A 14,277-nucleotide genomic window follows, 5' to 3' on the forward strand; every position below is an offset into this window, starting at 1 on the left:
GGCGTGAATCACCATCGCCGGGCTTGAGTCCGACGCTACGTCCGGGTCTGAACTCGTGGGCGTGACCACGACACCACAGACCGCAGCACCACGGACCGCGCCACCCGCCACCCCGCTGATCACGGTCGAGGAGTTCTTCGGCCCACCCGCCCGCAGCAACGCCCAGCTCTCCCCGGACGGCACGAAGGTCGCCTACCTCGCCCCGTGGCGGGACCGGCTGAACGTCTTCGTCCGCGACCTGGACGGCGACTGGCCGGAGACCCCCGCGGTGGACGACCCGGCGTCGCGCCGCGTCACCGCCGACGACCACCGCAGCATCGAGACGTTCTTCTGGAGCGCCGACTCCCGGTACCTGCTGTTCCTGCAGGACACCGACGGCGACGAGAACGCGCACCTGCACCGGGTCGACCCGGCCCGGGCGGGCGAGCCCGCCGTCGATCTCACCCCGGTCGACGGGGCCCGGGTGGTCGGCACCCAGCACACCCCGGATCCCGGGACCGTGCTCGTCCAGTTCAACGCCCGCAGCCCCGAGCTGATCGACCTGCACGAGCTCGACCTGGACACCGGCCGGCTGACCACGGTCGCCGAGAACCCCGGCGACGTCCTCGGCTGGATGCGCACGCCGTCCGGCCGCATCGTGGCCTTCGGCCTCGACGACGACGGCACCCACCTGCTGTCCGACTGGAACGCCGGCGAGCCCCGGGTGATCAGCCGGATCTCCGGGTACGACCAGCCCTTCGGCATCCTCCCCACCGTCCCCACCCCGGACGGGGCCGGCCTGTGGACCGGCTCGGTGCGCGGATCGGACCGGATGCGGCTGGTCCGCATCGATCTCGACACCGGTGAGCAGCACGGCGTCGACAGCCACCCGGTGTTCGACCTGGACGTGCTGCGCCCCACGGCCGATCCGCGCTACCCGGCCCCGCTGATCGTGCACCCGGGCACCGGCGAGCTGCTCGGCGCCCGCTACCTCGGCGCCCGCCAGGAGATCCACCCGCTCGACCCGCACTTCGCCGAGGTGCTGCCCCGGCTGGCCGAGCTGTCCGACGGTGACCTGGCCCAGGTCACCTGCGACACCGCGGGGCTGCGCTGGGTGGTCGACTTCACGCACGACCGCGACCACCGCGCGACCTGGTTCTACGACCACAGCACCGGCACCGCCCGACGGCTGTTCCGTTCCTTCCCGCACCTGGACCCGGCGCGGCTCGCCCCGGTCACCCCGGTCACGATCACCGCCCGCGACGGCATCGACCTGCCGTGCCACCTCACTCTGCCGCCCGGGACCGGACACCGTGACCTGCCGACGGTCGTCCTGCTGCACGGCGGACCCTGGTACCGGGACAGCTGGACCTACGACCCGGAGGTGCAGCTGCTCGCCAACCGCGGCTACGCCGTGCTGCAGGTCAACTTCCGCGGCTCCACCGGCTACGGCAAGGCGCACATGCAGGCCGCGATCGGGCAGTTCGCCGGCCGCATGCACGACGACGTCATCGACGCCCTGGACTGGGCGATCGCGCAGGGCTGGACCGACCGCGACCGGGTCGCGATCTACGGCAGCTCCTACGGCGGCTACGCCGCGCTGGTCGGGGCCGCGTTCACCCCGGACCGGTTCGCCGCCGCGATCAGCTACACCGGCATGTCCGATCTCGTCGACATCACCAGGCGGGTCGTGCCGTTCGCCCGGCGTTCCCTGGTGAACAGCTTCCTGCGCTACATGGGCGACCCGGACGTCCCGGAGCAGGAGGCCGACATGTACGCCCGGTCGCCGATCACCCGGGTCGACGACATCACCGCACCGGTGCTGCTCGTGCACGGCGCGAACGACCTGCGGGTGCACCGCAGCAACTCCGACCGGGTCGTCGAGGCGCTGCGGGCCCGCGGTGCCGAGGTCGAGTACCTGCTCAACGAGCGCGAGGGCCACTGGTTCGTCAACCCGGACAGCAACATCGAGCTGTACCGCACCCTGGAGCGGTTCCTGGCCCGTCACCTGGGCGGACGCGTCGCCGGCGAGGTCTGAGCATGGCCTACCTGCTGCTCGCCGGCGCGATCGTGCTGGAGGTGATGGCGACGATCAACCTGCGGCTGTCCGAGGGCTTCACCCGGCTCGTCCCGTCGGTCCTGGTGGTGATCGGCTACCTGGGCGCGTTCGGCCTGCTGTCCCAGGTGCTCAAGGCCGGGGTGCCGGTCGGCGTCGCCTACGGGATCTGGGCCGCCGCCGGCGTCGCGCTGGTCGCGATCATCGGTGCGGTCTTCCTCGGTGACGCGCTCACCCCCGTCCAGTTCGGCGGCATCGGACTGGTCATCGCCGGGGTGCTGGCGCTGGAGCTGGGTGCCGCGCACTGACCGGGGTGGACCGCGCGGCGCCGTGCTGCTCTGATCGCGGGCGTGACGACGACCGCGACCGGCCCGGCATGAGCCCGCTGTCCACCCGGCTCGCCGCGATCGTCGACGCCCTGCCGCTGCGGCCGGGGATGCGGGTGCTCGAGATCGGCGGCGGCCCCGGGGCCGCGGCCCGGGCCGTCGCCGGGCGGATCGGCGACGGCCACGTCCTCATGATCGACCGTTCCGCGCGCAGCGTCGCCCTCGCCCGCCGCAACGCCGCCGCCGAGATTGGCGCCGGGCTGATGAGCGTCCGGCAGGTCGCCGTCGAGGACCTGCTGCCCGCCGACGGCGAGGCCCCGTTCGACCTGGCGTTCGCCGTCCGGGTCGGCGCCCTCGACGGCCGGCACCCGGCGGCCGGGCGGATCGCGCTGGACCGGATCGCGGCGGTCCTGACGCCGCGGGGACGGCTGTTCGTCGACGGCGGCGCACCGCTGCGCGAGCTGCGGCTGCCCCCGATCGGCTGACCCGCCGGACTTGACCGTGCCGCAGCGGCATGCTGTCCGATGGTCCTCACGACCCCACGATCGGAGCACAGCATGAGCGTGACCGGACGCCCCACGGACCAGCGGCCGGCGCTGATCGACGTCGAGGCGCTCTTCGCTGACCCGGAGTTCTCGTCCCCGTCGATCTCCCCGGACGGCACCCGCGTCGCCTACCTCGCCCCGGCCCTCGGCCGGCGCAACGTCTGGGTGCGCGGCGTCGACCAGGACCACTCCGAGGCCGTCCTCGTCACCCACGACGACCGGCGCGGCATCTCCACCTACCACTGGACCGACGACCCGCGCTGGCTGCTCTACCTGCAGGACACCGACGGCAACGAGGACTGGCACCTCTACCGGGTCGACCTGGACCGGCCGGACGAGCCGGCCGTCGACCTGACCCCGCTGGAGCCCGGCTCCCGGGTGTTCGCCGTCGACCCGGAGACGACGGTGCCGGGCACCGTGATCGCCTGGATGAACCCGCGGCCGCTGTTCGTCGACGTCTTCCGGATCGAGCTGGCCACCGGTGCGACCACCCCGCTGGTGGAGCGGACCGACCCGGCCGACATGTTCTTCGTCGACCGGACCGGCCGCGCCACCTGGCACGTCGCGCGGGCGGCCGACGGCACCTACGAGATCTCGGCCGCCGATCCGGACACCGGCGAGCGGCGGATCCTGCACCGGGCCGGCGGCCCCGAGCACCCGGTGGGGCTGTTCCTCTCCCCGCTCCCGGACGGCACCGGCGCCCTGCTCGCCGACTACCACGGGTCCGACGACCTGCGGCTGCTGCGGCTCGACCGGGACACCGGCGAGCTGACCGTGGTGGCCGCCGTCGACGGGCACAGCCTGGACACCCTCAGCTCGATCTCCGAGACCATGCCCCCGACCGTGTTCGCCGACCGGCGCACCGGGGAGGTCATCGCCGCCCGCTTCACCGGCGACCGGCCGCGGATCGTGCCGCTCGACCCGCACTTCGCGCAGGTCCAGGCCGCGCTGGAGAAGCTGTCCGACGGCGTGCTGGAGACCGTGTCGTCCGACCTGGACGGGCTGCGCTGGGTCGCCACCTTCGCCGGCGACCGGGAGCCGGGGACGAGCTGGTTCTACGACCACACCACCGGTGACGCCCGGCTGCTGTTCCAGTACCGGCCGGTCGACCCGGCCGATCTCGCGCCGACCACCCCGGTGAGCTTCCCGGCCCGCGACGGCCTCCCGCTGCACGGGTTCCTGACCCTGCCGGTCGGCGTCGAGCCGTCGAACCTGCCGCTGGTGCTGCTCGTGCACGGCGGGCCGTGGATGCACGACACCTGGGTGTTCAACCGGACCGTGCAGTTCCTGGCGAACCGCGGCTACGCCGCGCTGCAGGTGAACTTCCGCGGCTCCACCGGCTACGGCCGCCGGCACATCACGGCGGCGATCGGCGAGTTCGCCCGGGCGATGCACGACGACCTGATCGACGCCGTCGACTGGGCCGTCGCGCAGGGCTACGCCGACCCGGCCCGGCTCGGGATCGCCGGCGGCTCGTACGGCGGGTACGCCGCACTCGTCGGGGTCACGGTCACCCCGGACACGTTCGCCGCCGCCGTCGACTACGTCGGCATCTCCGATCTGGCGAACTTCCTCGCGACGCTGCCGCCGTTCGTCCGGGCGAACATGACCAACAACTGGATCGCCTACGTCGGCGACCCGGACGACCCGGAGCAGCTGGCCGAGATGCGCCGCCGCTCGCCGATCACCATGGTCGACCGGATCCGCACGCCGCTGCTGGTCGCGCAGGGCGCCAACGACGTCCGGGTGGTGCAGGCCGAGTCCGACAACATCGTCGCGCCGCTGCGCGAGCGCGGGGTGCCGGTCGAGTACATCGTCGCCGACGACGAGGGGCACGGCTTCCAGAACCCGGAGAACCAGGTGCTGCTGCACCAGGCGACCGAGCGGCACCTCGCCGAGCACCTCGGGGGGCGCCGCGCGGAGTAGCCGCCGGTGCCGGATGGAACGATCACCCCATGAGTGATCACCCGGCACGCACCTCGGCCGCCCTCGACGCCGCCGTCGGGGCGGCCCGCGGGCTCGGGCTCGCGGTGACCGACGCCGCCGTGCTGCACGACCTGTTCTCGGTGGTCGTGCACCTCGCCCCGGCACCCGTGGTGGCCCGGATCCCGGTCGTCCTCCCGCACTCGACGACGCCGGAGATCCTGGCCGGCCGGCAGCGGGCGGAGCTGGACGTGGCCGGGTGGCTCGCGGAGCGCGGCACGCCGGTGATCCCGCCGAGCCCGCTGGTGCCGCGCGAGCCGGTGCGGCGCGGCGGGTTCTCGATGACGTTCTGGCAGTTCACCGAGGAGGACCGGGCCGCGGAGCCCGACTACGCGGCGAACGCCGAGCGCGTCGCCGACCTGCACGCCGCGCTGCACGGGTACCCGGGGCCGCTGCCGTTCCTGACCTCCGACGAGCCGCGGCACGTACCGGACGCCCTCGACCAGCTCGCCGCGCGCGGCGACCTGCTCACCGCCGACGACGTGCAGCGTGCCCGCCGGGAGTGGCAGGAGCTGGAGCCGCTGGTGCACTCGCGGGCCGCGTTCGAGCGGGCGTTCCCGGGCGTCGAGGTCCGCCCGGTGCACGGCGACTCGCCGCCCGCGAACATCTTCGCCGGGACCGACGGGCCGCTGTTCGCCGACTTCGAGCTGGTCACGACGGGCCCGGTCGAGTGGGACCTGGCGACCCTGGGCCCGGAGCTGCGGTCGGCCTACGAGCGTGGCGCCCGGCGGGCCAGCCTGCGCCCGCTGGACGACGACGTGGTGGCGTTCGTCGACGCCGTCGGGACGCTGCGGGCGATCGCCGCCCTCGCGCTCACCCCGCAGCTGCCGGTGCTGGCCGACTACCTGGTCCCGGTGCTCGAGCAGTGGCGGGCGGCCGGTTAGACCTTCATGGTGGCGATCTGGATCAGGTTGCCGCAGGTGTCGTCGAGCACGGCGGTGACCACCGGCCCGAGATCGGTCGCGTCCTGGGTGAACTGCACGCCGAGCCCCTTGAGCCGCTCCACCTCGGCGTACACGTCGTCGACGGCGAACTGGGTGGCCGGGATCCCGTCGGCGACCAGGGCCTCCTTGTACGGGCGCACCGCGGGATGCCCGTCCGGCTCGAGCAGCAGCTCGACGCCGCCCGGGTCGGCCGGGGAGGCGACGGTGAGCCAGCGGTACTCCCCCGCCGGCAGGTCGGTCTTCGTCACGAAGCCGAGCTTGTCGGTGTAGAACGCGAGCGCCTTGGCCTGGTCGTCGACGAAGACGCTGGTGACGATGATGCGGATCATGGATCCGGTTCCTCTCGGTCGATGGGCCACCGTTCGACGATCGCGCGCAGCGGGCCGGTGTCGATGTGGTGGAACTTGTACCGGCCCTGCCGGCGGGTGTGCACGAGCCCGGCCTGCTCCAGCACCGCGAGGTGCTGCGAGACCGCCTGCCGGGACGACGTGAGGCCGTGCTTCATGGTCAGCCGTCCGCAGATCTCGAACAGCGTCTGACCATCCCGCTCGGTCAGCTCGTCCAGGATGATCCGGCGGGTCGGGTCGCCGATCGCCCGGAACAGGTCCGCCTCCACGGTGCACCTTTATAGGCAAGTCACGGCTTGCCTGTCAAGGCTTGCCGCGATCGCGTCGGCGCTATAAGTTACGCCCATAACAAAGGGTGGCCTAACAGAGTGGGTGCGATGCGGACGGGCGGACGCCCGCCCCGGATCACGATCGGGCAGATCGAACGGGCCGGGCGGGAGATGGGACTGGACGGGCTCACCGTGCAGGGGGTCGCGCAGGCACTCGGCGTCACCCCGGCCGCGCTGTACCGGCACGTCGACGGCCGGATCGGGCTGGAGACGCTGGTCGGCGAGTCCCTGCTGGCCGAGCTGCACATCCCCGACGATCCCGCCGACGACGCCGCGGGCCACCTGCTGCGGTTCGCCGCGGCCCTGCGCGAGTTCGTGCTGGCCCACCCCGGCACCGCCACCTACCTGCAGACCCTCTTCCCGCGCGGCGAGTCCGGCGCGGCCCTGCTGGCCGCCGAGATCGACGCGCTCGGGCGGCGCGGCTACCCGCCGCACCTCGGCTCGGTGCTCGCGAGCTCGGTCGCCGGGCTCGCGATCGGCCGGGCCGCCGTCGAGGAGCTGCACACCACCCGGCTGCGGGACTCGCCCGGGCTGGCCCGGCTCGCCGAACGCAGCCGGACCCTGCACGACGGCCTCACCGCCGCCCCACCGGGCCTGCCCGAGATCACCATGGAGGACTACTTCCACATGATCATGACCGCCTGCATCCGCGGCCTGCTCGCCGAGATCCGCCCGGACCGTCCGGTCGCCGAGACCATGGCCGCCCTCGGCTTCGACCCGCACCGGGCACGCTGATGGCCCGCGGCTTCCAGGGCGCGATGCTGCGCGGACTCGGCGCGCGCGACCATCTCGCCACGGTCACCGGCACCGAGCGGGTGGCACCGCACATGGTGCGGATCGCGATGACCTCACCGACCCTGTTCGACGAGCTCACCCCCGGCCCGACCTCCTGGCTGCGGTTCTGGTTCCCCGACCCGGACGGCGGGACCGCCGAGCACCAGCGCGCCTACACGCTCAGCGCGGCCGATCCCGCCGCCGGCACGTTCGCGATCGACGTGCTGCTGCACGAGCCCGCCGGGCCGGCGTCGCGCTGGGCGTCCCGGGCCGCGGCCGGCGACACGGTGCCGGCCGTCGTGCTCGGGTCCGCCCCGTTCACCGTGCCGCCGGACCCGCCCGCGGGCTACCTGCTGGTGGGCGACCCGGCGTCGGTCCCGGCGATCAACGGGATCCTCGGCGCGGTGCCCGCCGACGTCCCGGTCGAGCTGTACCTGGAGGAGGCGCACCCGGAGGACCGGCTGGTCCCGCTCGGGTCGCACCCGCGGTTGCGGCTGCACCGGGTACCGCGGGCCGGATCCGGGTCGCTCGCCGCCGCGATCGAGGACCGCGACTGGTCGGACTGGTACGCCTGGGTGGCGCCGGAGTCGGCGTCGCTCAAGGCGCTGCGCGGCCGGCTGCGCGACGGCTTCGGGTTCCCGAAGTCCGAGATCCACGCCCAGGCGTACTGGGTGCAGGGCCGGGCGATGGGCTCGCAGCGCGCAGACCCGACATCGGCCCCGCACAGCCGGCCGGACCGGGCTGCGCCGGCGGATCGGCCTGCGCCGCCGATCCCGCCGGACCGGGCTGCGCCGCCGATCGCGCCGGACACCCCGGCCCCGCGCGGCCGCTGGCGGGCGGCCGCGGCCGGGCGGCTGCTCGCCCCGCTGCGCCGCACCCTGGTCGTCGCCGGGGTGCTGCAGGCGGTCGTCACGCTGGTCGAGCTCGCGCCGTTCCTGCTGCTGGTCGAGCTGGCCCGGCGGCTGCTCGGCGGCGCGGCCGCCGCCGAGCTGTGGTCGCTCGGGATCGCCGCGCTGGTGCTGCTCGGCATCGGCACCGCGCTGGCCGCGCTGCTCGCGCTGTGGCTGCACCTGGTCGACGCCCGGTTCGCCCGGGACGTGCGCGGGCGGCTGCTCGACCGGCTGTCCCGGCTGCCGCTGGGCTGGTTCACCGCCCGCGGTTCCGGATCGGTGTCCAACCTGGTGCAGGGCGACACGCTCACCCTGCACCACCTGGTGACGCACGCGGTGCCGGACGCGGTCGCCGCCGTCGTCGCACCGGTCGCCGTGCTGGTGTACCTGTTCGCCGTCGACTGGCGGCTCGCGCTGGTGCTGCTCGTGCCGGTGCTGGTCTACGTCGGCGCGACCGCGTCGATGATGGCCGCCTCCGGCACCCGGATCCCGCAGGCGCTGCGCTGGGCCGAGCGGATGATGGGTGAGGCCGGCGGGTTCCTCGCCGGCCAGCCGGTGATCCGGGTGTTCGGCGGCACCGCCGCGTCGCCGTTCCGGCACCGGCTCGACGAGTACCTCGCCTTCCTGCACGCCTGGCAGCGGCCGTTCATCGGCGCCCGCACCGTGATGGAGGTGGCGACCCGGCCCGGTACCTTCCTGTGGCTGGTGCTCGCCGTCGGCGTCCCGATGGTCGTCGCCGGTGCGCTGGACCCGCTGGCGCTGCTGCCGTTCCTGCTGCTCGGCACGACGTTCGGTGCCCGGCTGCTCGGCATCGGCTACGGCCTGGCCGGGATCCGGGAGGGCCGCGCGGCGGCCCGCCGGATCGCCGTCGCGCTGGACGAGCCGGAGCTCGCCACGCTGCCCGGCGACACCCGGGACGCCCGGCCCGGCGTCGTCGAGTTCGACCGGGCCGGCTTCGGCTACCGGCCCGGCGTCCCGGTGCTCGAGGACATCACGCTCACCCTGCGACCCGGGACGGTGACGGCGCTGGTCGGCCCGTCCGGCTCCGGCAAGTCCACCCTGGCCGCGCTGCTCGCCCGCTTCCACGACGTCGGTTCCGGCGCGATCCGGGTCGGCGGCGACGACGTCCGCTCGCTCACCGCCGACCAGCTCTACGCCCGGGTCGGGTTCGTCCTGCAGGACGCCCAGCTGGTGCGCGGCACGGTGCGCGACAACATCGCACTCGCGGTGCCCGGCGCGTCCGACGAGGCCGTCGAGCGGGCCGCGGCCGACGCCCGGATCCACCACCGGATCCAGCAGCTCCCGCGCGGCTACGACACGGTGCTCGGCGACGACGTCGCGCTCTCCGGCGGCGAGCGCCAGCGGATCACGATCGCCCGGGCGATCCTCGCCGACACCCCGGTCCTGGTGCTCGACGAGGCCACCGCGTTCGCCGATCCGGAGTCCGAGTTCCTCGTCCAGCAGGCCATCGACCGGCTCACCCGGGACCGCACCGTGCTCGTCGTCGCGCACCGGCTGCACACCGTCACCGGGGTGGACCGGATCGTCGTGCTCGACGGCGGCCGGATCGTCGAGACCGGCACGCACGACGAGCTGCTCGCCGCGGACGGGCGCTACCGCCGGCTCTGGGAGTCCGGTTCCACCGTGTCCGTGACCGAGAACGTCACCGAGGAGGCGCACCGGTGATCCGCGCGCTGCTGTCCCTGCTGCCGCCGCAGCGCCGGCGCACCGTCGTCGCGCACGCCGCGTTCACCCTGCTCACCGTGCTGCTCCGGGCCGCCGCCGCGGTGCTGCTGGTGCCGCTGGTCGGCGCCCTGTTCGGGCCGGACCCGGCGGCCGCGCTGCCCTGGCTGGCCGCGCTCACCGCGGTCACCGTCGGCGGGGGGGTGACCGACGTCGTCGTCGCCCGGCTGGGGTTCCGGATCGGCTTCGCGCTGCTCGACCGCACCCAGCACGCGATGGCCGACCGATTGACCCGGATCCGGCTCGGCTGGCTCGACGCCGGCAACACCGCGACCGCGCGCGCCTCGATCGGCTCCGGCGGCCCGGAGCTGGTCGGCCTGGTCGTGTACCTGGTGACGCCGCTGGCCTCGGCGGTGCTGCTGCCCGCGGCGATCGCCGTCGCCCTGTTCTGGGTGGCCTGGCCGCTCGGCCTGGCCGCCGCCGCGGCGGTGCCGGTGCTGCTGGGCGCGCTGTGGGCGTCCGGCCGGATCACCCGCCGGTCCGACGAGGAGGCCGCCGCCGCCCATCGCGAGCTCACCGAGCGGCTGGTCGAGTTCGCCCGAACCCAGCAGGCGCTGCGCGCGGCCCGGCGGGTCGATCCGGCCCGCAGCGAGGTCGGCCGGGCGCTCGCCGCCCAGCACGGCGCCACGCTGCGGCTGCTGCTGTTCCACCTGCCCGGGCAGCTGCTGTTCGGGATCGCCGCGCAGGTCGCGCTGGTCGCGCTGGCCGGGACGGCGACGCTGCTCGCCGTGCGCGGCACCCTGTCCGCCGCCGAGGCGGTCGCGCTGATCGTGGTGCTGGCCCGCTTCCTCGAACCGTTCGACGCGCTGGCCGGCCTGGCCGGCGGGATCGGCACCACCCGCAGCACCCTGGCCCGCATCCGCGCGGTGCTCGCGGCGCCCACCGACCCGGCCGGGCCGGGCGGGCCGCTGCCCGCCGGCGCACCCCGGATCGAGTTCGACGGCGTCCGGTTCGGCTACCGGCCGGACACCCCACCGGTGCTCGACGGGCTCGACCTCACCCTGGAACCGGGCAGCACCACCGCGATCGTCGGCCCGTCCGGCTCCGGGAAGAGCACGATCCTGGCGCTGCTCGCCGGGCTGCACCGTCCCGACCGCGGCAGCATCCGGGTCGGCGGCACCGACGTCGCCCAGCTCGACGCCGACGGCCGCCGGGCACTGGTGTCGATGGTCTTCCAGGACCCGTACCTGTTCGACGGGACGCTGCGCGACAACGTGCTGGTCGGCGCCCCCGGTGCGGACCGGGCGGCGCTGGCCGCGGTGACCGGCGCCGCCCGGGTGGACGAGATCGTCGCCCGGCTGCCCGACGGCGACCGCAGCCGCGTCGGCGAGGCCGGCACGGCGCTGTCCGGCGGCGAGCGCCAGCGGATCGGGATCGCCAGGGCGCTGCTCAAACCGGCCCCGGTGCTGCTGGTCGACGAGGCCACCAGCGCGCTGGACACCGAGAACGAGACCGCCGTCGTCGCGGCGCTCGGCGCGGACCCGCATCCGCGCACCCGGGTGATCGTCGCGCACCGGCTGGCGAGCATCCGGCACGCCGACCGGGTGCTGTTCGTCGAGGACGGCCGGATCGTCGAGGACGGCACGGTCGCCGGGCTGCGCGCGGCGGGCGGCCGGTTCGCCGAGTTCTGGCGGCACCAGGAGCAGCGCTCGGCCTGGCGGTGGGGCGAGCCCGTCACTCCGGGATGAGGCCGTGCTCGTGCGCGACGATCGCCGCCTGCACCCGGTTCCGCACGCCGAGCCGGTCCAGCACCGCACTGACGTGCACCTTCACCGTGCCCTCGACGACGTGCAGCTCCCGGCCGATCTCGGCGTTCGACAGGCCGGCGCCGAGCAGGCCGAGCACCGCCCGCTCCCGGCCGGTCAGCGCGTCCACCGCGGCCCGGCCGATCCGGGGGCGGCGGCGGGCGTAGAGATCCAGCACCCGGCGGGCCATCCGCGGGGACAGGTAGGCGCCGCCGGCGGCGACCGCGCGCACCCCGTCGACGATCTCCCGCGGGTCGCCGGTCTTGAGCACGAACCCGCCCGCGCCGTCGGCGAGCGCCCGGACCAGGTAGTCGTCGTCGGCGAAGGTGGTGAGCACCAGGATCGCGCAGCCCAGGTCGCGGCGGGTGATCTCGGCGGCGGCGTCCAGCCCGTCGGTGCCGGGCATCCGGACGTCCAGCACCGCGACGTCCGGCCGGTGCGCGGTGGCCAGCTCGATCGCCTCCCGGCCGTCGCCCGCCTCGGCGACGACCTCGATGCCGGGATCACTGGCCAGCACCGCCCGCACCCCGACCCGGACGACCGCCTCGTCGTCGGCCAGCAGCACCCGGGTCATGTCCCGATGGTGCCCCGAGCGGTCCCGGACCGGACGACCAGGTCCTTGCCGACCAGCACCCCGTCGGCCCAGCAGAGCCGGCGCAGGTCCGCCGCGCTGGTGCCGAACGGGTCGACGGCCACGCTGTAGTACTCGCACCAGGCGCCCGGCGGCGGCGGGATGCCGGTGCCGTCGGTGCGGGTGCGCATCGGCAGCACGTGCTCGACGGCGGCCCGTTCGGTGCCCGCGGTGAGCGCGTCGAAGGTGTCGGCGGGCAGCACCGACGTCGTCGCGTCGGCGACCCGGTAGGCCGACACCAGCAGCACCGACACCGCGAAGGCGGCGGCGATCCCGCGGACCGCGGTGCTGCGGGAGCGGCGCACCGCGCCGAGCGCGACCCGCCGGGCCGCCTCCACCGCGGGCAGGCCGGCGTCGCCGGTGCGGGGCCGCACCGGCAGCCGGACGGTGAGCAGGTGGTCGGCGCCGGACCGGCCGTGCTCCAGCGTCCCGCCGAGCGCGGCGGTCTCGGCGGCCAGCCCGGACAGGCCGCTGCCCGAGCCCGGCGCCGCCGGGCCGGTGCGCACCCCCCTGGTCCGCACGACGACGCCGATCCCGCCGTCGCGGCGGACGATGGACACCTCGGCGGGGGCGTCCCCGGCGTGCTTGACGGCGTTCGTCAGTCCCTCCCGGACCACCCGCTCGACCAGCGCGGACACCTCCGGGTCGGCGCCGTCGAGGGCGGGCGCCGGATCGGCCGGGACCAGCTCGACGGCGCGGCCCGCCGTCCGCACGCCGTCGACCACCGCGCGGACGTCGACACCGCCGCCGGTCGGCGCGGCCCGGTCGGCGCCCAGCGCGGACACCGCCTGCGCGAGGTGCTCGGCGGCCGCGGTGACCTGCTCGCGGGCCTCGCCGACGCCGCGCCGGGCCTCGGCGGGCAGGTCGCGGTCCAGCTCCAGCGCGCCGAGCCGCAGCGCGGCCCGCGCCAGGTCGTGCCCGACCAGGTCGTGCATGCCGGCGGCGAGCCGGGCCCGCTCGCGCATCCGGGCCTCGTACTCGGCGGTGCGGGCCTGCTCCTCCCACTGGGCGGCGAACCGCCAGCCCGCGTTGCCCAGCGCCGCCCGCTCCCGGAACCAGCGGCCCACCAGCCAGGGGCACCACAGCAGCACGCCGAGCCCGATCGCGGCGGCCAGCGCGGTGTCGACGCCGCCGGTCGCGGCGTGGGCGACGACCGCCCCGGCGGGCGGGACCAGCGCCGGGAACCAGGCCGAGTGCCGGTCCCCGAAGCGGCCGGCGATCCCGCCGGCGGCCAGCACGAGGGGCGCGAGCGCGGTCGCCGCGAACAGGCTCTCCCGGGCACCGAGGAGCAGCCACAGCACCAGCCAGCAGGCCGACGCGAGCACCACCCCGGCGCCGATCGCGGCGCCGCGCTCGCTCACCGGCGCACCGCGGGGTGGCCGGGTCGCAGGCGTGCGGCGAGCGTCCCGACGAGCGTGAGGGTCACGAACGCCACCATGCCACCCAGCGTGAACCCGACGACGACGTCGTGCGGGAAGTGCGCCCCGGCCAGCACCCGCGACCCGGCCGCGGCGAGCCCGCAGAGCACCGCGACCGCGCCCACGGTCCGCGCCCCCAGCCGCAGCGCCACCAGCAGCACGCCGACCGCGAGCGCGCCGGCGACCGTCGCGTGGTTGCTCGGGAACGACCAGCTCCCGGGATCCGGGCACACCCCCCAGGCCGGGAAGCCGGCGAGCAGCCGGCACGGCCGGTCCACTGCGAAGGCGTCCTTCAGCAGCTCGTTCAGCTGCCAGGCGATGACGGCGGCGACCGGCACGGCGAGCACCGTCGCCGTCGTCGCCGGGCCGCTGTGGCGGCCGCGCCACCACAGCCACGTCCACCCGGCCACGACGGCCAGCAGCGCCAGCTCACCGGCCAGCGCGACCACCGTCCCGGTCCGGTCCGGCGCACCGGTGAGCAGGGCGAGGATCCGGGCCAGTGCGGCGGCACTCGCGTCGGGGACGTCGGGGATCGGTGGCACGGCCGCACCCTCGCCGCCGGACGGG

The 14,277-nt window shown here is 75.5% G+C and carries 13 protein-coding genes; 8 read left to right on the plus strand and 5 right to left on the minus strand.

Annotation, left to right across the window (positions count from 1 at the left end):
* Window positions 1–61 precede the first annotated feature (61 nt).
* The 5 genes from ABD160_RS07045 (at window position 62) to ABD160_RS07065 (ending at window position 5,773) form a co-directional block, all read left to right on the plus strand.
* Window positions 62–2,017, plus strand: a complete 1,956-nt coding sequence (locus ABD160_RS07045) for a S9 family peptidase (protein WP_344019614.1) — start codon at window positions 62–64, stop codon at window positions 2,015–2,017.
* A 2-nt stretch (window positions 2,018–2,019) separates the two neighbouring features.
* A complete protein-coding gene (locus ABD160_RS07050; protein ID WP_344019616.1) occupies window positions 2,020–2,343 on the plus strand; it encodes a DMT family transporter in 324 nt (107 codons plus the stop codon).
* Between the two features lie 68 nt (window positions 2,344–2,411).
* Window positions 2,412–2,846: an SAM-dependent methyltransferase gene (locus ABD160_RS07055; protein WP_344019618.1), complete on the plus strand. Its 435-nt coding sequence runs from the start codon at window positions 2,412–2,414 to the stop codon at window positions 2,844–2,846.
* A gap of 72 nt (window positions 2,847–2,918) precedes the next feature.
* Window positions 2,919–4,832, plus strand: a complete 1,914-nt coding sequence (locus ABD160_RS07060; RefSeq protein ID WP_344019620.1) for a S9 family peptidase — start codon at window positions 2,919–2,921, stop codon at window positions 4,830–4,832.
* A gap of 29 nt (window positions 4,833–4,861) precedes the next feature.
* Window positions 4,862–5,773 carry a phosphotransferase gene (locus tag ABD160_RS07065; protein ID WP_344019622.1) on the plus strand — a complete coding sequence of 304 codons (912 nt, stop codon included), beginning with the start codon at window positions 4,862–4,864 and terminating at the stop codon, window positions 5,771–5,773.
* Here the strand turns inward: ABD160_RS07065 and ABD160_RS07070 are convergent.
* Window positions 5,770–6,162 carry a VOC family protein gene (locus tag ABD160_RS07070; RefSeq protein WP_344019624.1) on the minus strand — a complete coding sequence of 131 codons (393 nt, stop codon included), beginning with the start codon at window positions 6,160–6,162 and terminating at the stop codon, window positions 5,770–5,772. The genes ABD160_RS07065 and ABD160_RS07070 overlap by 4 nt on opposite strands.
* Window positions 6,159–6,449, minus strand: a complete 291-nt coding sequence (locus ABD160_RS07075; RefSeq protein WP_344019626.1) for an ArsR/SmtB family transcription factor — start codon at window positions 6,447–6,449, stop codon at window positions 6,159–6,161. Before ABD160_RS07075 ends, ABD160_RS07070 begins: the two co-directional genes overlap by 4 nt.
* Before the next feature lie 108 nt (window positions 6,450–6,557).
* Between ABD160_RS07075 and ABD160_RS07080 the strand changes: the two genes are divergently transcribed.
* Genes ABD160_RS07080 through ABD160_RS07090 form a run of 3 tightly spaced genes read left to right on the plus strand, consistent with a single transcriptional unit; the run spans window position 6,558 to window position 11,604 of the window.
* Window positions 6,558–7,244, plus strand: coding sequence for a TetR/AcrR family transcriptional regulator (locus tag ABD160_RS07080; RefSeq protein ID WP_344019628.1), 687 nt, complete (start codon window positions 6,558–6,560; stop codon window positions 7,242–7,244).
* Window positions 7,244–9,859: an ABC transporter ATP-binding protein/permease gene (locus ABD160_RS07085; RefSeq protein WP_344019630.1), complete on the plus strand. Its 2,616-nt coding sequence runs from the start codon at window positions 7,244–7,246 to the stop codon at window positions 9,857–9,859. The genes ABD160_RS07080 and ABD160_RS07085 overlap by 1 nt, the downstream gene beginning before the upstream one ends.
* The gene (locus tag ABD160_RS07090; RefSeq protein ID WP_344019632.1) at window positions 9,856–11,604 is read left to right on the plus strand and encodes an ABC transporter ATP-binding protein; all 1,749 of its coding nucleotides are present in this window, start codon (window positions 9,856–9,858) and stop codon (window positions 11,602–11,604) included. Before ABD160_RS07085 ends, ABD160_RS07090 begins: the two co-directional genes overlap by 4 nt.
* Here the strand turns inward: ABD160_RS07090 and ABD160_RS07095 are convergent.
* From ABD160_RS07095 to ABD160_RS07105, 3 genes are read right to left on the minus strand one after another with little or no spacing between them, the layout of a single operon-like run.
* Window positions 11,591–12,235, minus strand: coding sequence for a response regulator (locus tag ABD160_RS07095; RefSeq protein WP_344019634.1), 645 nt, complete (start codon window positions 12,233–12,235; stop codon window positions 11,591–11,593). The genes ABD160_RS07090 and ABD160_RS07095 overlap by 14 nt on opposite strands.
* On the minus strand, window positions 12,232–13,653 hold the full coding sequence (locus tag ABD160_RS07100; RefSeq protein ID WP_344019636.1) for a sensor histidine kinase: 1,422 nt from the start codon (window positions 13,651–13,653) through the stop codon (window positions 12,232–12,234). Before ABD160_RS07100 ends, ABD160_RS07095 begins: the two co-directional genes overlap by 4 nt.
* The gene (locus ABD160_RS07105; protein WP_344019638.1) at window positions 13,650–14,252 is read right to left on the minus strand and encodes a phosphatase PAP2 family protein; all 603 of its coding nucleotides are present in this window, start codon (window positions 14,250–14,252) and stop codon (window positions 13,650–13,652) included. The genes ABD160_RS07100 and ABD160_RS07105 overlap by 4 nt, the downstream gene beginning before the upstream one ends.
* Window positions 14,253–14,277: the final 25 nt, after the last annotated feature.

The organism is Pseudonocardia kongjuensis (genome assembly GCF_039526905.1).
GTDB classification, from domain to species: Bacteria; Actinomycetota; Actinomycetes; order Mycobacteriales; family Pseudonocardiaceae; genus Pseudonocardia; species Pseudonocardia kongjuensis.

Coding starts and splice junctions, on each gene's coding strand:
- ABD160_RS07050 (WP_344019616.1), top strand. CDS start 2,020: ATGGCCTACCTGCTGCTCGCCGGCGCGATCGTGCTGGAGGTGATGGCG.
- ABD160_RS07055 (WP_344019618.1), top strand. CDS start 2,412: ATGAGCCCGCTGTCCACCCGGCTCGCCGCGATCGTCGACGCCCTGCCG.
- ABD160_RS07060 (WP_344019620.1), top strand. CDS start 2,919: ATGAGCGTGACCGGACGCCCCACGGACCAGCGGCCGGCGCTGATCGAC.
- ABD160_RS07065 (WP_344019622.1), top strand. CDS start 4,862: ATGAGTGATCACCCGGCACGCACCTCGGCCGCCCTCGACGCCGCCGTC.
- ABD160_RS07070 (WP_344019624.1), bottom strand. CDS start 6,162: ATGATCCGCATCATCGTCACCAGCGTCTTCGTCGACGACCAGGCCAAG.
- ABD160_RS07080 (WP_344019628.1), top strand. CDS start 6,558: ATGCGGACGGGCGGACGCCCGCCCCGGATCACGATCGGGCAGATCGAA.
- ABD160_RS07085 (WP_344019630.1), top strand. CDS start 7,244: ATGGCCCGCGGCTTCCAGGGCGCGATGCTGCGCGGACTCGGCGCGCGC.
- ABD160_RS07095 (WP_344019634.1), bottom strand. CDS start 12,235: ATGACCCGGGTGCTGCTGGCCGACGACGAGGCGGTCGTCCGGGTCGGG.